This is a genomic window from Streptomyces justiciae (assembly GCF_015163075.1).
Lineage (GTDB): Bacteria > Actinomycetota > Actinomycetes > Streptomycetales > Streptomycetaceae > Streptomyces > Streptomyces justiciae.
Genome location: NZ_JADDXU010000009.1, coordinates 185,582 through 202,181 on the forward strand (window position 1 = coordinate 185,582; position 16,600 = coordinate 202,181).

Annotated in this window: 15 protein-coding genes; 5 read left to right on the forward strand and 10 right to left on the reverse strand. The window is 71.7% G+C overall.

All coding sequences use genetic code 11. The features are described 5' to 3' along the window. Nucleotides 1–72: 72 nt before the first annotated feature. Complete coding sequence (locus tag IQ210_RS25250) at nt 73–957, forward strand: class I SAM-dependent methyltransferase (protein ID WP_194081392.1); 885 nt, start codon at nt 73–75, stop codon at nt 955–957. Here IQ210_RS25250 and IQ210_RS25255 read toward each other — a convergent pair. Further along, nucleotides 954–1,640 (reverse strand): TetR/AcrR family transcriptional regulator, encoded by a 687-nt coding sequence (locus IQ210_RS25255; RefSeq protein ID WP_194081393.1) that lies wholly within the window; start codon nt 1,638–1,640, stop codon nt 954–956. The genes IQ210_RS25250 and IQ210_RS25255 overlap by 4 nt on opposite strands. Nucleotides 1,641–1,711: 71 nt before the next feature. Between IQ210_RS25255 and IQ210_RS25260 the strand changes: the two genes are divergently transcribed. Further along, nucleotides 1,712–3,106 carry an FAD-dependent oxidoreductase gene (locus IQ210_RS25260; protein ID WP_194081394.1) on the forward strand — a complete coding sequence of 465 codons (1,395 nt, stop codon included), beginning with the start codon at nt 1,712–1,714 and terminating at the stop codon, nt 3,104–3,106. 43 nt (nt 3,107–3,149) lie between these two features. Here the strand turns inward: IQ210_RS25260 and leuE are convergent, their stop codons facing one another. Together leuE and IQ210_RS25270 are read right to left on the reverse strand one after the other, a co-directional pair. Continuing rightward, entirely contained in the window at nt 3,150–3,797 is a 648-nt protein-coding gene (leuE, locus tag IQ210_RS25265; protein WP_194081395.1) for a leucine efflux protein LeuE, read from the reverse strand. Between the two features lie 18 nt (nt 3,798–3,815). Further along, nucleotides 3,816–5,396: an acyl-CoA mutase large subunit family protein gene (locus IQ210_RS25270; protein WP_194081396.1), complete on the reverse strand. Its 1,581-nt coding sequence runs from the start codon at nt 5,394–5,396 to the stop codon at nt 3,816–3,818. A 111-nt stretch (nt 5,397–5,507) separates the two neighbouring features. Between IQ210_RS25270 and IQ210_RS25275 the strand changes: the two genes are divergently transcribed. Beyond that, nucleotides 5,508–6,326, forward strand: coding sequence for a L,D-transpeptidase family protein (locus IQ210_RS25275; RefSeq protein WP_228048307.1), 819 nt, complete (start codon nt 5,508–5,510; stop codon nt 6,324–6,326). Nucleotides 6,327–6,528: 202 nt separating this feature from the next. Here the strand turns inward: IQ210_RS25275 and IQ210_RS25280 are convergent, their stop codons facing one another. From IQ210_RS25280 to IQ210_RS25300, 5 genes are all read right to left on the reverse strand, one after another. Further along, the gene (locus IQ210_RS25280) at nt 6,529–7,626 is read right to left on the reverse strand and encodes a hypothetical protein (RefSeq protein ID WP_194081397.1); all 1,098 of its coding nucleotides are present in this window, start codon (nt 7,624–7,626) and stop codon (nt 6,529–6,531) included. Then, nucleotides 7,626–8,288 carry an RNA polymerase sigma factor gene (locus IQ210_RS25285; RefSeq protein WP_194081398.1) on the reverse strand — a complete coding sequence of 221 codons (663 nt, stop codon included), beginning with the start codon at nt 8,286–8,288 and terminating at the stop codon, nt 7,626–7,628. Before IQ210_RS25285 ends, IQ210_RS25280 begins: the two co-directional genes overlap by 1 nt. Nucleotides 8,289–8,827: 539 nt before the next feature. Then, nucleotides 8,828–9,658, reverse strand: a complete 831-nt coding sequence (locus IQ210_RS25290; RefSeq protein WP_194081399.1) for a hypothetical protein — start codon at nt 9,656–9,658, stop codon at nt 8,828–8,830. A 33-nt stretch (nt 9,659–9,691) separates the two neighbouring features. Continuing rightward, the gene (locus IQ210_RS25295) at nt 9,692–10,309 is read right to left on the reverse strand and encodes an RNA polymerase sigma factor (protein WP_194081400.1); all 618 of its coding nucleotides are present in this window, start codon (nt 10,307–10,309) and stop codon (nt 9,692–9,694) included. A 205-nt stretch (nt 10,310–10,514) separates the two neighbouring features. Beyond that, complete coding sequence (locus tag IQ210_RS25300) at nt 10,515–10,946, reverse strand: hypothetical protein (RefSeq protein WP_194081401.1); 432 nt, start codon at nt 10,944–10,946, stop codon at nt 10,515–10,517. A 216-nt stretch (nt 10,947–11,162) separates the two neighbouring features. Here IQ210_RS25300 and IQ210_RS25305 point away from each other — a divergent pair, with 216 nt between their 5' ends. Beyond that, the gene (locus IQ210_RS25305; protein WP_228048308.1) at nt 11,163–13,838 is read left to right on the forward strand and encodes an FG-GAP-like repeat-containing protein; all 2,676 of its coding nucleotides are present in this window, start codon (nt 11,163–11,165) and stop codon (nt 13,836–13,838) included. A gap of 215 nt (nt 13,839–14,053) precedes the next feature. On the opposite strand, the gene IQ210_RS25310 is transcribed toward IQ210_RS25305, so the two are convergent. Continuing rightward, nucleotides 14,054–15,526 (reverse strand): DHA2 family efflux MFS transporter permease subunit, encoded by a 1,473-nt coding sequence (locus IQ210_RS25310; RefSeq protein WP_194081402.1) that lies wholly within the window; start codon nt 15,524–15,526, stop codon nt 14,054–14,056. Nucleotides 15,527–15,587: 61 nt separating this feature from the next. Further along, on the reverse strand, nt 15,588–15,995 hold the full coding sequence (locus IQ210_RS25315) for a hypothetical protein (RefSeq protein WP_194081403.1): 408 nt from the start codon (nt 15,993–15,995) through the stop codon (nt 15,588–15,590). A gap of 111 nt (nt 15,996–16,106) precedes the next feature. Between IQ210_RS25315 and IQ210_RS25320 the strand changes: the two genes are divergently transcribed. After that, nucleotides 16,107–16,592 (forward strand): DUF1877 family protein, encoded by a 486-nt coding sequence (locus IQ210_RS25320; RefSeq protein ID WP_194081404.1) that lies wholly within the window; start codon nt 16,107–16,109, stop codon nt 16,590–16,592. Nucleotides 16,593–16,600 lie beyond the last annotated feature (8 nt).

The window sequence follows — 16,600 nt, forward strand, 5'->3', positions numbered from 1 at the left end:
CTCGGTGAGGTTGTTCATCTGACGTTCCGCTGAGGGTCAGTTCGTCCGATCCTGGGCGAGCAGGAATGTCTCATGGCCAACGCACAGCAGACGTACACGTACCCCGGTGAACTCAGCGACGTACCCGGCTGGTTCCCGCCGCTCGACCAGATGCTGTTCACCTGGTTCCTCGACCGCCAGCGGCGGCAGGGCGTCCAGGGCGACCTGCTGGAACTCGGCGCCTACATGGGCAAGAGCGCGATCCTGCTCGGCCGGCATCTGGGTGAGGGCGAGGAGTTCACCGTCTGCGACCTGTTCGGCGGGGAGGCGCCGGACGGGGCGAACAAGGCCGAGACCGCGAAGTCGTACGCGTCCCTCACCCGGCAGTCCTTCGAGCGCAACTACCTCTCCTTCCACGACGAGCTGCCCCGCGTCATCGAGGCGCCCAGCTCCGTCATCTCCTCCGAGGTCGCCCCGAAGACCTGCCGTTTCGTCCACATCGACGCCTCGCACCTGTACGAGCACGTCCGCGACGACATCGGTGCGGCGCGGGAGTTGCTGCTGCCGGACGGGATCGTCGTCCTCGACGACTTCCGCTCCGAGCACACGCCGGGGGTGTCGGTGGCGGTGTGGGAGGCGGTGCTGAGCCGGGGGCTGCGGGTCGTCTGCCTCAGTACGCAGAAGCTGTACGGGACCTGGGGTGACCCGGGGGTCGTGCAGGAGGAGCTGCTGGAGATGCTTCGGGGGCGGTCGGACTGTGGGCTGAGTGTGCAGGAGGCGGCGGGGCAGCGGTTGGTGCGGGCGCGGGCCAAAGGGATGCGGGTGGTTGATTTTCCCAGGTCGCGGCATTATGTGGCGCCGCCGGTGGTGGAGGTGGCTCCGGAGCGGCGGCGGTCACGTGTGCGGCCGGTTGTGGTGGATCTGTTGCCGCCGATTGTTACGCGGGCGGCGCGGAAGGCTTTGAGGGTTCGTCGTTAGCTGCGGGTGTGTGGGGGTTGATCGCGCAGTTCCCCGCGCCCCTTCAGGGCGTTTGCGATCCCGTTGATGATCAAAGCCAGGCCCTCTTCGAAGTGCCTCTCGTAGTCCGCGAAGATTTCTTTCCCCGCCGCTGCCGACAATGGGAAGTCGGCCATCAGACGCGCCCGTTCCTCTATGTCGAAGCCCTCTCTTCGGTCGCCCGGCAAGGGCTCCACGCCCTGTTCCTCGGTGACGAAGCCGAGGGTGTAGAGGTAGGTCGTCTGGGACGCGCGGACCGCCTGGGCGAGGGTGAAGCCGGCCGACGTGAACAGGCGCAGGTTGTCCTCCATCGCCTCCACGTGCACGAGGCTCGTGAAGCGTGAGCCGCTGAAGACCTTGGCGCCGTCGCGGTAGCCGAGCAGCGCGGTCCGTAGTCCGCGGTTGGACTTCAGCAACCGCTCCTGCCAGGTGTCGCCGGGATCCAGCGCGGTCCCGGCGACCATACGGCGGTACATCTCCGTCGCCATCTCGTCCAGCAGCGCCTGCTTGTCCTTGAAGTGCCAGTACAGGGCGGGCGCCTTGACGTCGAGTTCCTTGGCGATGGCACGCAGGGTCAGACCGTCCAGGCCCAGCTCGTTCAGGAGCTTCAGGGCGGTCTCGGCGACCCGCTTGCGGTCGAGGGGCGCGCGGCGTTCCGTACTCACGCTTGACACCTTAACAGCGTTAAGGGCAGTCTTGTCATCGACAGCACTTAACAGCGTTAAGGAGATAAGCGATGGATGTTCTGATTGTCGGAGCCGGTCCGACCGGCCTCGCCCTCGGTATCGACCTCGCCCGGCGCGGGGTGGAAGCGCTGGTGGTGGAGAAGGCCGACGCCCTGTTCCCCGGCTCGCGCGGCAAGGGCATCCAGCCGCGCACGATGGAGGTCTTCGACGACCTCGGCGTCCGGGCCGCGATCCACGCGGCGGGCGGCACCTACCCGGTCGGGATGATCTGGCAGGACGGCAAGCAGGTCGGCGAGCACCAGATGTTCGAACCGGCCGAGCCGACCGAGGACTCCCCCTACAACGAGCCGTGGATGGTGCCGCAGTGGCGGACGCAGGAGATCCTCGCGGCGCGGCTGGCGGAGCTGGGCGGCGAGGTCGCCTTCGGCCGGGAGGTCACCGGTCTCACCCAGGACGAGGACGGCGTGACCGTGCACTTCGCGGACGGCCCTGACCTCCGCGCCCGGTACGTCGTCGCCGCCGACGGCGGTCGCTCGGCCGTCCGCCGGGCCCTCGGCATCGCCATGACCGGCGAGACCGTCGACCCGAACCCGATGCTGGTGGCGGACGTACGGCTGACCGGCCTCGACCGCGAGTACTGGCATGTGTTCCCGCCGCGCGGGGACGGCGACGGCTTCCTGGCGATCTGCCCGCTGGCCGGGACCGAGGACTTCCAGGTGGTGGCCCAGTTCCCGGAGGGCACGGCCGTGGACGTCTCCCTCGAAGGCGTCCGCAAGGTGGTCGCCGACCGCTCCCATCTCACCCCGGACGCCGTGACCGAACTCCGCTGGGCCTCCGACTTCCGCCCCCGCCAGGCCCTCGCCGACCACTTCCGCTCCGGCCGCGTCTTCCTCGCCGGGGACGCGGCCCACATCCATTCACCGGCCGGCGGCCAGGGCCTCAACACCAGCGTCCAGGACGCCTACAACCTGGGCTGGAAGCTGGGCGCGGTGCTGGCGGGGACCGCGACGGACTCCCTCCTCGACACCTACGAGGAGGAGCGCCGCCCCATCGCCGCCCAGATGCTGGGCCTGACGACGAGCGTCCACCGGGGGGAGACACGGCGGGGCGACGCGACGCGCCAGCTGGGCCTGGGTTATCGGGGCTCGTCCCTGACGGAGGAGACGGGCACACTGCCGGGTCCGGTGCGGGCGGGCGACCGCGCACCTGACGGCATGCTGGGTGGCGTACGACTGTTCGACACGTTCCGGGGCCCGCACTGGACCCTGGTGGCGGTGGGGGCGGAGACGCCCGAGGTTCCGGGCACGATCAAGGTCGTACGAGGAGCGGCACAGGCGTCGTACGGGAGGGGCCTGTTCTTGGTGCGGCCGGACGGCTACGTGGGTTGGGCGGGCGCAACGCCGAGCACCTTGAAGGCGTTCATGCGGGCAGTCGGCCTTCTTTAGGGGCGCGGGGAACTGCGCGACCAGCCACGAAGCACCCGCAGCCTCAAGCGCTCGCCAACGACAACTTCACCGCAAACCCGAGAAACAACGCCCCCGCAGCCGATGTCGCCCCCGCCGACAACCGCTTCCGCCTCCGGAACGCATCCGCCAACCGCGTCCCACTGAAGATCAGCGCGGTGAGGTACAGGAAGCTCGCGGCCTGCGCGAACGCGCCCAGCACCACGAACGACAGCGCCGGATACGCGTACCCGGGATCGACGAACTGCACGAAGAAGGCGACGAAGAACAGGATCGCCTTGGGGTTGAAGAGGCTGATGACGAGGGCCCGGCGGTAAGGCCGCTCATAGGAACCGCCCTCGGCCGCCTCCTCGGACGCCGTGTCCTTCCTCGACCGCCACATCCCCCACGCGGCCCGCAGCATCCCCACCGCCAGCCACGTCAGATACCCGGCGCCCGCGTACTTCACGATCCCGAACAGCACGGCGTTGGCCTGGAGCAGAGACGCCACCCCCGCCGCCGACAGCGTCATCAGCACGGTGTCCCCGCACCACACGCCGGCCGCGGCGGTGTACCCGGCGCGCACCCCGCGCCGGGCGGCGACGGACAGGACGTACAGCGAGTTGGGACCGGGCAGCAGGACGATCAGGACGAGTCCTGCCAGATAGGTGGGGAGGTCTATGACACCGAGCATGCGAAGGAGTCTCGCACGCTAGAACGAATGCGACGGAACGTAGGTCCCCCACACCTCCCGCAGGGCACCGCACACCTCCCCGACCGTCGCCCGCGCCCGCAGCGCCTCCTTCATCGGGTACAGGACGTTGTCCTCCCCCTCGGCCGCCTTCCTGAGGGCGTCGAGGGCTGAGGTCACCGCCGCCGCGTCCCGTTCCGCGCGCAGCCGTGCCAGCCGTTCCGCCTGCTGGGCCTCGATCGCGGGATCGACCCGCAGCGGCTCGTACGGCTCCTCCTCGTCGAGCTGGAAGCGGTTCACGCCGACGACGATCCGTTCGCCCGCGTCGGTCTCCTGGGCGATCCGGTAGGCGTTGCGCTCGATCTCGTCCTTCTGGAAACCGTGCTCGATGGCCGCGACCGCGCCGCCGAGGTCTTCCACCCGGCGCATCAGATCCAGCGCCGCCGCCTCCACGTCGTCCGTCATCTTCTCCACGACGTACGAGCCGGCGAAGGGGTCCACGGTGGCGGTCACGTCCGTCTCGTGGGCGAGCACCTGCTGGGTCCGCAGCGCGAGCCGCGCGCTCTTGTCCGTGGGGAGGGCGATCGCCTCGTCGAAGGAGTTGGTGTGCAGGGACTGGGTGCCGCCCAACACCGCGGCCAGGGCCTGGACTCCGACCCGGACCAGGTTCACCTCCGGCTGCTGGGCGGTGAGTTGGACGCCGGCCGTCTGGGTGTGGAAGCGCAGCATCTGCGACTTGGGATCGCGGGCGCCGAACTCGTCGCGCATCACGCGGGCCCAGATGCGCCTGGCGGCACGGAACTTGGCGACCTCCTCCAGGATCGTCGTACGCGCCACGAAGAAGAAGGAGAGGCGGGGCGCGAAGTCGTCGACGTCCATCCCTGCCGCGACCGCCGTGCGCACGTACTCGATGCCGTCCGCGAGCGTGAACGCGATCTCCTGCGCGGGGGACGCGCCCGCCTCGGCCATGTGGTAGCCGGAGATCGAGATGGTGTTCCACCGCGGGATCTCGGCCCGGCAGTACTTGAAGATGTCGGCGGTCAGCCGGAGGGAGGGCTTCGGCGGGAAGATGTACGTTCCGCGCGCGATGTACTCCTTCAGGACGTCGTTCTGGATCGTGCCCGTGAGCCGGTCGGCCGGTACGCCCTGTTCCTCGGCGACCAGTTGGTAGAGGAGCAGGAGCAGCGCAGCCGGAGCGTTGATCGTCATCGACGTGGAGACCTGGTCCAGGGGGATCCCGTCGAACAGCACCCGCATGTCGTCGACCGAGTCGATCGCGACGCCCACCTTGCCTACCTCGCCGTGCGCGAGGGGGGCGTCGGAGTCGTGGCCCATCTGGGTGGGGAGGTCGAAGGCGACGGAGAGGCCGGTGGTGCCGTGGGCGATGAGCTGCCGGTAGCGGGCGTTGGACTCGGTGGCCGTGCCGAAGCCGGCGTACTGGCGCATGGTCCAGGGGCGGCCCGTGTACATGGACGGGTACACGCCCCGGGTGTACGGGTAGGCGCCCGGTTCGCCCAGCTTCTCCGCCGGGTCCCAGCCTTCCAGGGACCGCGGCCCGTACACCGGTTCGATGGGCAGTCCCGACTCCGACTCGCGCGCCATGGTGTGCCGCCTCCCGTCACTGGGGTACTGGTCCCCACAATGCCGCGCCGTTCGCGACGAGTCATCCGCGGGAAACATCTTCAGTGGCAGCGTGAGACGACGGGGGGCGCGATGCGTATCGAGGACATGAGGAGAGTGGCCGCCGCACTGGTGGTCGTGGCCGTCGTGGGCGGCTGCACCGTGCAGGCGTCGGAGGGCGACGGGAAGAACCGGTCGCCGGTGCGTATCGAGGTGCCCCACAGCGCCTCGCCGACGCCGCGCGCCACCACCACCCCCACCACCCCCTCCGCCACGCCCGCCAAGGTCCTCTGGTCCCGTGGCGACACCGGACGGGACATCCGTGAGCTCCAGGCCCGGCTGCGCCAGGTCGCCTGGATCTTCGAGGGGCCGACGGGGACGTACGACGACGCGACCGTGGACGCCGTCAAGGGCTTCCAGGGCAAACGCGGGCTGCCGAAGACCGGCGAGACCGACTCCGTCACCTGGCAGCGGCTGCTGAAGATGACGCGCGAGCCGGGCAAGTGGGAGCTGTATCTGATGGGCGGGCAGCCCGCCGACGCGCCGGACGCGCGCTGCATGACCGGGCGGGTGCTGTGCATCAGCAAGTCCAGCCGTACGTTGCGCTGGATGGTGGACGGCAGGACGCTCAAGACGCTGCCGGTGCGGTTCGGGTCCGAGTACACCCCCACCCGGGAAGGCGTCTTCCACGTCTACTGGAAGTCCCGCGACCACTACTCGACGCTGTACCACTCGCCGATGCCGTACGCGATGTTCTTCAGCGGCGGCCAGGCCGTGCACTACTCGACGGACTTCGCGGCCCGCGGCTACGCGGGCGCCTCGCACGGCTGCGTCAACGTCCGCGACGAGGCGGCGATCTCCGAGCTCTTCGACGAGGTCAGGAACGGCGACAAGGTCGTCGTGCACTGGTGACCCGCGGGGAGGAAGTGTGGGGCGCGGGCGGGACCGGGGGAACGTGTCCCGCCCGCGCCAATTGCACGAGCCGTGGGTACGGGGGGAACCCCGGCTCTGTGCGACGGCCGATGACCAGTCGGCTCACTCAGTACTGCGCCGCAGGGCCCGAAAACGTCACACCCCCCGGGAAAAAGTTCCGCGCGCCCCGCCTCGGAAGGTCTCAGAGGGTCGAGTACGACGGACTCGGCGCCGGCTGCCGGGAGGCCGCCGCCTTCTTCGGCAGCAGCGGGGCGGTCGTGTCCGGTTCCGGCGTGGAGGCGCCGCCGTCGGGGTCGTGGCGGTTGCCGCCGCCGTGGTCACCGCCTCCGGAGCCTCTGTGGTGGCCGTCGTCGTCGCCCTTGCCGTTGCCCTGGCCGCCGCCGTTGCCGTTGTCGTCCCGGTCGTCGCCCTTGCCCTTGCCGCCGTCCCCGTCCTCACCGGGCTGGGCGTCGGAGCGGGTGTCGGCACGGGTGCCGGAGGAGCTGTCCAGGACGCCCTGGCAGAACTTCCACACCCGCGTCGAACCGCCCGCCAGGCCTTCCAGGGCACGGCGGCGATCGGCGGACAGTTCCTTGCCGTCGCGCAGGTCACGGCAGGCCGAGGGCGCCGCGCTCCACCAGGAGCCGGGCTTGCCGTCCTTGCCGCCCTTGCCCGTGCCGGGCGAGCTGCTCGCACCGTCGCGGGCGGTGTCGCGGCCGGCGCCCTCGTCCGCGGCGCCGGCGCTGGAGCCGTCGGGCGTCGGCTCGGCCTCGCCGGTGCCGTCGGGTGACGGCGAGACGAGCGGGCGGTCCGAGGTCACGGCGGCCGAGACGGAGGCGTTGGGGCCGGGTTCGCCGTCGCCGAACGGGGTCGGCAGCAGCCCGGCACCGGCCGCGGCGGCCACTCCGCCGGCCATGCCGAAGGCCAGCGCGGCGGCGAGCGCGAGACGGACGGGGCGGCGGCCGCGGCGGGGGCCGGGCGGGGCCGCGGGTCCGTGCCCCCGTCCGGCGATGCGGACGAGGCCGACGTCGGCGTGCGTGGCGGCGGTGGCGCCGTGCTCCGTGCGCGCCGTGCCCGTGCCGCGGTCGGCGTGCGCCTTGCGGAACGCGGCCAGGGCGGCTTCCTCGCCGGGGAGTTCGGTGGTGCTCGGCGGCGGGTCCACGGACAGCGCGCCCAGGGTCTTGGCGAGTCGCTCGGCCTCGTCGCGGGCGGTGGGCTCGACAGCGTTGTCCAGTGACTCACCGCGCAGCAGCCGCTCCGCCAGCTCTTGGTTCAGCCACTCGTACTGCTTGTCGGCCATCACATGTCCTTCTGCGTCCGCGGACGCGTATGCGTCACACTCGCGGACGTCACCGCACGGTTGCGCGGTTCTCGCTGGGGCGGCAGGGCGTCGAGCCCGCCGGCCGATTCCGGATCGGCGCCGAGGAGTTCGGCGAGCTTCTTCAGCCCGCGGTGCGCGGCCGTGCGGACGGCTCCCGGCCGCTTGCCCAGCGTCTCCGCCGCGGTCTTGGCGTCCAGGCCCACCACCACGCGCAGCACGACGGCCTCGGCCTGGTCCTGGGGCAGCCGGGCGATGAGGGAGAGGGTGGTGTCGGTGGCCAGGGCCTCCATGGCCTCGCCCGCGGTGTCGGACTCGGCGGCCTTCCCGGTCAGTTCCGTTTCGTCGCCGCCGATGGCCGGACGGCGGCCGCGCATGCGTATGTGGTCCAGGGCGCGGTTGCGGGCGATCCGGGCGGCCCAGCCGCGGAACCGGTCGGCGTCCCCCTCGAACCGCTCCAGGTCCCGGGCGATCTGGAGCCACGCCTCGGAGGCGACGTCCTCGGCATCCGGATCGCCGACCAGCGTCCGGACGTATCCGAGCAGCCGCGGGTGCACGGCGCGGTACACAGTCCGGAACGCGGTCTCGTCCCCGTCCTGTGCCGCAAGCACCGCGGCGGTCAGCTCCGCGTCATCCCCCAGCACGCATGGTTCCTCGGTCGATGGTCGCGGCCCCCCGGGGCCGCCTGCGATTGCGGTGGTTCCTCGCCTCCCGCTAGGGCCTGTCCGGCGGATCATCCCGGCGTCGCGGGCCCTGGCACGCACATCTGCCGCGTTGTCGTCACTCGCCGACGCTCCGCGTCGACTCCCTCCTCCGCCTTGCAGCTGCACGCACCAGACCCCGCTCGGCTTGCCCGGACGGCACCGCTTCTCGCAGCCGGCCTGATCCGCCGGACAGGCCCTAGGCGCGAAAGGCACGTTACGACCTGAAACCGCTGCTCGTCCATGTCCGTACAAGATGCAACTACCTCGTGACGGGGTGGGTGGAAGCCGGTGGCGGCCCGGGTGTGACAGAAAACGCACTCATGGCGCTGTAGGAAGTACGGGCCGCCGCGCGGCCCGTGCCGCGCGACGGCCGGGGCCTCTCCTGTGGGGGGTGGCGGCCCCGGCCGTCTCCGCGTGCGGCCCCGCATGACGCGGGGCGGAGCGGCGTCGCCGGCTCCGCGTATCGGCTTCCGCCGGGATCACTGCTTCTTCTTGCCCGTGGCCTTCTCGGGCTGCTTCTCGCTGTTGCCCGGGGCGCCCGTGGTGGGCGCGGCCGTCGCCGCGTTGCCCTTGTCCGGTGCCTTGCCCTGCGGGTCGTCCTGCGAGGCGTCCTGCTTGTTCCGCTGGGCCTGCGCCAACTGCCGTACGCAGTACGCCGCGACCTTCTCCTCGCCGCCCGCCGCCTCGATCAGCCGCTGCCAGGCCGCCGAGTCCAGCGCGTTGCCACGGCCCTGGACCTTCTCGTAGGCGCGGCAGTGCGCCTCGGTGTCCTGGGCGGTGACCGGGCGGTCCGCGGGTGCGGAGCCGGCCGTGCCCGGGGTGGTGCCCGCCTGCTCGGAGGCGGCGCTGTGCGGCTGCCGTTCCCGGGCCCGGTCGGCGGTGTCGTCGGCGGAGGAGCCGGAGGTGCCGATCGCGGCGAACGCGACGCCGCCGATGGTGAGGCTCGCCACGAGCACGGAGAGAGTGGTCTTCAGCGAGCGGCCGAGCCTCCGCTGCTCCCGGGGCCGCCAGTCGTCGCGGCGGCGGGTGCGGGCGCGGTGCGCGCCGCCGTCCCGGGCGGCCCGGAACGCGGCGACGGCCAGCTGCTCGCCCTCACCGCCGCCGGGGTGGCCTCGCATGGCGTCGGCGAGGAGCTGCTCCAGGCCGTCGGTGCCGCCGGTGCCGCGCGTACCGGCCGTTCCGTTGGTGCCGTCTGCGCCGCGCGTACCGGCCGTTCCGCCGGTGCCGTCGTTGCCCTGATGGCCGGGGACGCCGGCGCCTGGGTGCACACGCCGACGGCCGTGGCCCCCGCCGTTCTGCCTTTCACCCATGTCCGTTCCTGTCTCTGTCCGGCCCGTCGTCGTTCACTTCGACTCCCCCAGCGTGCGAGGGTCGTCATCCGTCACACTCTCGACGCCCAGCTGCTGGGCGAGGCGCTTGAGGCCCCGGTACGCGGCGGTGCGCACGGCGCCGGGGCGCTTGCCGAGGACGCGGGCGGCGGCGGGGCCGTCGAGCCCGACGACCACCCGCAGCAGCACGGCCTCCGCCTGGTCCCGCGGCAGCCCGCGCACCAGCGCCAGGGCGTACTCGGTGGAGAGCGACTCCAGCGCCTGGTCGTGGGTGCTGTGCGGGCCGGGCAGCTCCAGGACGTCCTGTTCGAGCGTGGCCGACCGGGGCCGTACCTTCTGGCGCCGCAGGTGGTCCAGGGCCCGGTGCCGGGCGATCGTCGCCGACCAGCCGCGGAAGCCCGCGCCGTCGCCCTTGAACCGGCCGAGATCGCGGGCGATCTCCAGCCAGGCGTCGGAGGCCACGTCCTCGGCGTCGTCGCCGACGATGCCGCGGAGGTAGCCGAGCAGTCCGGGCTGCACGATCCGGTACGCGACCGCGAAGGCGGCCTCGTCGCCGTCCTGGGCCCGCGCGACTGCCGCGCCGAGCTCGACGTCGTACGTCTGCACGCGGCGGGGTTCGCCTCCTCGACCCAAGAACTGTCCTCGTTCATGCTGGTTCGCGGCGATGTCGCACCGCGGGTGCGGTCGCCCTTGCGCTAAGCGGGCTGCTTAGTCCTTCACGCTCATCAGCGCCGGGCCGCACGGAAGTGTCACTGCCCGCCCGCCCCGGGAGGGCCGCGGGCACGGCGGGCTTCCCCGGTCCACCGCGCCCACGGCCTGGTCCTCGGCCCTGCCGTCGTCAGGCCGCGGTGCGCCGGGCCCGGCCGTGCAGGGTCAGATAGAAGGTCTGGAGGGAGTCCTCCGGGGCGCTCGACCCGAAGCGGTTGAGGACCTTGCCGAGCGGGTTCCAGACCCGGCCGTCGGGCATCCGGACGCCGACCTCCTGGCCGAAGTACGCGCGCTGCGTGTCGTCGAGGTCGACCCACACCGCGCCCGCCCGGCGCACCAGCACCTCACCGACGTAGGCACCCAGGCCCGTCAGCGGTTCACGGACCCGGTCCTGGTCGGCGCCGCCCTTGCGCAGTCCGTCGATCAGGAAGTCGACGACCCGCAGGCTGGCCACCGAGTAGTCCAGCGGCAGCCGGCTGCGGGCGGTGATCCCCGTGACGAACTCCGCGGCCCGCCCCCTCATCGCGGCCGCACACGCCACGCTCCCGGCCTGCTTCCCCATGAGCCCCCACCCCATTCGCTCGGCTCTCCCGCTGTTCCAGCGGATGCCGTCCCGCGAACATCACGGGTCCCGCACGTGGCGATTCCCACACAGGAAAACCACCGTCGCCGTACAACCATCCGGGCCGGTGACGTTTGGCCAGAGCTGCGCGCTGTGTGTATGGGCCGCCCAAGTGGCAGGCGATACGACAGAGTTCATTTCACAGGGGTGGGGTAGTTGAGTCCTCGCAGGAGCCGTGCGTACAGACCGCTCAGTCTCAAGAGACGGGCCTGGCTGACGGCCGGGGCCGTCGTGCTGAGCGGCGCGGGCATCGTGACGTACGCGATGGCGGACCAGGGCGCGCAGTCGGACGGCAGGGCCGCGGCCCGCAAGGCCGCCATCCACACGCTGAAGCTCCAGAGCGGCGGCGCCGGCCGCAAGAGCCTCGCCAAGCGGGACACGGACCGCTTCAGCGCGCTGCTGGTGACCTGGGACGACGCCGAAGCCAAGGCCAAGGGCACGCCCGAGGTGCGCACCCGGGACCTGGAGACCGGCAAGTGGTCCGGCTGGCAGAAGCTGACCGTCGACCCCAGCCAGGCCGACGGCGCCGAGGGCGAGCGGGCCGCGCTGCGCGGCGGTACGGAGTCGCTGTGGACCGGTGACTCGGACGGCGTCGAGGTGCGGGTCGTGAACGCGGACGGCACGGCGGCGGCCGGGCAGCCGGCCGGGATGGACGTCAAGCTGCTGGACCCGGGGACGGATCCGAAGGGCAGCGGGGTGGAACCGGCTGCGTTCGTGGCCGAGACGACGACACCGGAGGCCTCGCCGAGCGAGTCCGTGTCACCTTCGACTTCGGCGTCGGCTTCGGCTTCGGCTTCCGAGTCGGCCTCGGCGTCACCGACCGGTGCGGCGTCGCCCTCTCCGACGCAGACCGTCACCGCGTCCCCCTCCCCCTCCCCCACCTCCACCGTCCCGGCCCCGCGGCCCTCCACGGTCGTGAAGCCGCCGATCATCACGCAGGCGGAGTGGGGCGCGTCGACGGACTACGACGGCACGCCCGGCTACGGCGCCGAGATCAAGGCCGCCGTCATCCACCACACCGGCATGGACAGCGACAACACCCTGTCCTGCGCGGAGTCCCGGGCCCGGATGCGCTCCATCCAGCAGGAGCACTTCGCGCGCGGCTACTACGACATCGGCTACAACTTCGTCGTCGACAAGTGCGGCCAGATCTTCGAGGGCCGCAGCGGCGGCATGGACCTGCCGGTGATCGGCGCGCACGACATCGGGTTCAACACCAACACGGTCGGCATCTCGTACATCGGCAACTACGAGTCGGCCAAGCCCAGCAAGGCCGCGCTGGACTCCATCGCGCGGATCGTGGCGTGGAAGTTCGGGATGTACGGCATCGACCCGACCGGCAAGGTCACCCTGGTCTCCGGCAGTGACGCGGGCGTCGACGGCAACAAGGTCGCCAAGGGCAGCTCGATCACCCTGCCGCGCGTCTTCGGCCACCGGGACACCAACGCCACCGCCTGCCCCGGCGCCAACCTCTACTCCAAGCTGTCCCGGATCGCGGCGCTCGCGAAGACGCCGGGCATCTCGCACGCCCTCGCCACCTCCGACTACAACCGGGACGGCGTGACCGACCTGGTCGCGGGCGTGCCGAAGGCGAACGCGGTGAAGGTCGTGCCGGGCAGCGTCAACGGGCCGGTGACGGCGGCGAAGGTGACGCTCACCCAGTCCAGCCCCGGGGTCCCCGGCTCCTCCGAGTCCGGTGACGCCTTCGGTACGTCGACCGCGTGGGGCGACGTGAACGGCGACGGGTTCGCCGACCTCGCGATCGGCGCGCCGGGCGAGGACGACACCAGCGGCAACGCCGACCGCGGCCAGGTCACGGTGATGTACGGCCCGGCGCTCAACACCGGCTTCTCGTACACGACTTCGGGCGTCACGGCGGCGGGCGCGAAGCTCGGGTCGACCGTGACCGTGGGCGACTTCAACGGCGACGGCAAGGCGGACGTGTTCGCGGCGGGCTCCGGCAAGGGCGGCAACTACAACGTCCGTCTCACCGGCGGCAAGACGACGTACGGCACCCTCACCACCGCCACCGGTTCCGTGGCCTACCTGGACGCCGCGACCGGCGACTTCAACCGGGACGGCTACGCGGACGTCGCCCTCAACTACCGTGACACCGGCGGGATCGGCCGTGTCGTCCGCTTCGCGGGCTCGGCGACGGGACTGACCAAGGTCGGCGTCATCTCGGTCAAGGGCGGCCGGTCCATCGCGGCCGGTGACGTCAACGGCAACGGCTACGACGACATCGTCATCGGCCAGCCGGTGGCCTCCGAGTCCGGCGGCAAGTCCGGCGGACAGATCACGATGGTGCCGGGCACGTCCACGGGCTTCACGACGACCGGCATGACGACGATCCACCAGGACACCTCCGGCGTCCCCGGCGGCAACGAGTCCGGCGACGCGTTCGGCAGCTCCGTCTCGGTCGGCGACTACAACGCCGACGGGTACGCGGACGCGCTCGCGGGCGCACCGGGCGAGGACCTGGTCCGCGACGGCGTCAACCGCACGAACGCGGGCAACGCGATCCTGGTGAAGGGCGGTTCGGCAGGCCTGACCGGCACCGGCTCGATCGGAATCTCCCAGGACACGTCCGGCATCCCCGGCTCCACGGAGACCGACGACCGCTTCGGCTCCGCGGTCTTGCTGTCCGACCTCTCCGGCTACGGCCGCGCCGACCTCACCTTCGGCGCGGACAACGAGGACGGCGGAGACGGCATCCTCCTCCACCTCCCGAGCAACAGCACGGGCCTCGGCTGGTCGGAGGCGGCGATCTACAGCAAGACGACGCTGGCAACGCCGACAGACGCGAGACTGGGCCAGACGCTGACGCCGTAACAGCCGGAAGGGCTGGTACGCCCGGGCACGCACACCCAGGCCCACAGCCACGGCCGGGGCCCCCACCACTGCGGGGGACCCCGGCCGTTCTTCCTTGTTGGCGTGCTTTCAGGCTTCGTACGTTTTCAGGGCTCGCACGTTTCCAGGTCGCCCCTCTAGATCCGCCGCAACGGCGCTCAGCCACAACGCCGCACCCCGGCGGTGCCGAACCCCCCTCACCCCCGCGCATCCACCGGCTCCGGCGCCTTCCCCGCGGCCCCCTCCGGTGTCGGCGCGCGGTCCGCGTTCACCACCACGCCCGCCACCACCGCGGCCAGCAGCAACGCGCCCATCGCCCACCACGTGGCCACGTTGAACCCGTGCACCGACGCCCGCGCCGCCAGCTCCCGCCGGTTCACCCCGGGCCCGGCGTGCGCGGTCAGATAACGCGCCGTCACACTCGCGGCGATCGTGTTGAGCAGCGCCGTACCGATCGAACCGCCCACCTGCTGGGCGGTGTTGAAGGTCGCCGACGCCGCCCCCGAGTCCCGGGGCGCCACACTCCCCGTCGCCAGCGACACCGACGTCATCATCGCCGTGCCCATGCCGAGGCCGAGCATCAGCATCCCGGGCAGGATGTGGGAGGCGTACGCGGGCTCCACCCCGACCTGGGCGATCAGCGCGAGCGCCCCCGCGGCCACGAGCAGCCCCGGCACCATCAGCGTCCGCGGCGGCACCCGGTTCAGCAGCCGCGCCGCGATCTGCGTGGACCCGACGATCATCCCGGCGGTGATGGGCAGATACGCGACGCCGGTCTTCAGCGGCGAGTACCCGAGGACGCCCTGCATGTAGTACGTCAGGAACAGGAAGACGCCGAACATGCCGATGGTGACGAGCAGTACGGTCAGGAAGGCGCCGACCCGCTGCCGGTCGCGGACGACGGACATCGGCAGCAACGGCACCCGCGCCCGCGTCTGCCACACCCCGAACGCGGCGAGCAGCACGACCCCGCCGATCAGCAGCGTCAGCACCAGCCCGTCGCCCCAACCGCGCGACTCCGCCTCGGAGAAGCCGTACACCAGCGACAGCATCCCCGCCGAGCCGAGCAGCGCGCCCGGCACGTCGAGGCGGGCGTCGGGATGGCGTTCCCCGGGCGCGAGCAGCGTCCACGCGCCCGCGAACGCGACCAGCGCGATGGGCACGTTGACGTAGAGGCACCAGCGCCAGTCGAGGTACTCGGTGAGCACCCCGCCCGCGAGCAGCCCGATCGCGGCGCCCGCCCCGACGATCGCCCCGAACACCCCGAAGGCCTTCCCGCGGTCCTTGGGGTCGGTGAACGTCGTCGCGAGCAGCGACAGCGCAGAGGGCGCGAGCAGCGCGGCGAACACGCCTTGCAGGGCACGCGCGCCGAAGAGCATCCCGGACCCCGTCGCGGCCCCGCCGAGCGCGGACGCGGCCGCGAACCCGAGCAGCCCCACCATGAACGTCGTACGGCGTCCCACGAGGTCGGCGACGCGGCCACCGAGCAGCAGCAGTCCACCGAAGGCGAGGGTGTAGGCGGTGATCACCCACTGCCGGTTCCCGTCCGACATGTTCAGGTCGGCCTGGGCGGACGGCAGGGCGATGTTGACGATGGTCATGTCCAGCACGACCATCAGCTGGGCGAGCGCGATGACGACGAGCGCCCACCAACGGCGGTTGTCGGCCATGGCTCCATCGTGCTCCCGCCCCGGCCATTTGGGAACGCGAGCGTCTCTTATTACGGCGTTTTTACCGCCCCTGATGACCTTGGTGGCCCGGCCTCGTCGCGTCCCGGCACAGCAGCCGCAGCGAGCCGTGCCCCGCGAAACACCGCCGCGCCTCGTCGATCGGGTCCCACAACCGCCCGTCGGGCGTGCGTATCCAGTGGTCGCCGCCGCTCGCCCACCACTCGGCACCGGCCTGACGCACGATCACCTCACCGGCGTACGCACCGAATCCGCGCAGCACCGCGTCGACGGCGGCGTACGGAGTGTCCTCGCGGCGCAGGTCGTCGATCATCCGGTCGACCCGCCACAGACTCTGTGCCGAGTAGTCGAGCCGCACCCGCGCGCCCTCGCGCATCGTCGCCACCGCGTCCGCTGCCCACCGCACGGGCTTCGTCGCAGCCGAGGGCCTGGTTTCGTACTGTGTCGTCACACCCTCAAGAGCGTTCCGGGAGTGTCGTTCGTCACCCGGATCCGGACACCTCTCACATGTGTGTTCCGGGCGTGAGTGACGCTTCACGGTTCCCGTGCGCTCCAGTCACTGATGAGCATGTACTTCCACTTCCGCGCCGTACCGCCCGCGGCCCTGCGCAACAGCCCGGCCTGGCTGGAGAAGCTCTTCGAGGACGACTGGAACGCCGTACGCGAGCGGATCGGCCGGCATCGCGAAGAGGTGCTGGACAAGGGCTACCTCGACAACGAACTCCTTTACGCCGGCACGCACGGCGAGGAGGGCCCGCGCACCCACGTGGTGCTCGGCGGCCGCCCCATCCCGCACCCCGACCCCACCCTCCCGCCGTTCCTGCTGCTCACCGCCGCGCAGACGGGCCGGGTCGCCTCCTATCTCGCCGAGGCGGACTTCGACGACCTGTGGCTGGACGCGCGCGACCTGCTGCTGCCGTCGTACGGCGGCACGGACACCGAACCGGAGGTGCACGGCGTCTTCGCGGCGGCCCACCGCGACCTCACCGCGTTCTACGGACAGACGGCGCACTACGGCGACGCGGTGGTGAAGTGGCTGGTGACGTGAGAGAGATC

Bases quoted from the DNA above. Each gene is read 5' to 3' on its own strand.
- IQ210_RS25250 (WP_194081392.1), top strand. From the start codon at position 73: ATGGCCAACGCACAGCAGACGTACACGTACCCCGGTGAACTCAGCGAC.
- IQ210_RS25260 (WP_194081394.1), top strand. From the start codon at position 1,712: ATGGATGTTCTGATTGTCGGAGCCGGTCCGACCGGCCTCGCCCTCGGT.
- leuE (WP_194081395.1), bottom strand. From the start codon at position 3,797: ATGCTCGGTGTCATAGACCTCCCCACCTATCTGGCAGGACTCGTCCTG.
- IQ210_RS25270 (WP_194081396.1), bottom strand. From the start codon at position 5,396: ATGGCGCGCGAGTCGGAGTCGGGACTGCCCATCGAACCGGTGTACGGG.
- IQ210_RS25275 (WP_228048307.1), top strand. From the start codon at position 5,508: ATGCGTATCGAGGACATGAGGAGAGTGGCCGCCGCACTGGTGGTCGTG.
- IQ210_RS25280 (WP_194081397.1), bottom strand. From the start codon at position 7,626: ATGGCCGACAAGCAGTACGAGTGGCTGAACCAAGAGCTGGCGGAGCGG.
- IQ210_RS25290 (WP_194081399.1), bottom strand. From the start codon at position 9,658: ATGGGTGAAAGGCAGAACGGCGGGGGCCACGGCCGTCGGCGTGTGCAC.
- IQ210_RS25300 (WP_194081401.1), bottom strand. From the start codon at position 10,946: ATGGGGAAGCAGGCCGGGAGCGTGGCGTGTGCGGCCGCGATGAGGGGG.
- IQ210_RS25310 (WP_194081402.1), bottom strand. From the start codon at position 15,526: ATGGCCGACAACCGCCGTTGGTGGGCGCTCGTCGTCATCGCGCTCGCC.
- IQ210_RS25320 (WP_194081404.1), top strand. From the start codon at position 16,107: ATGAGCATGTACTTCCACTTCCGCGCCGTACCGCCCGCGGCCCTGCGC.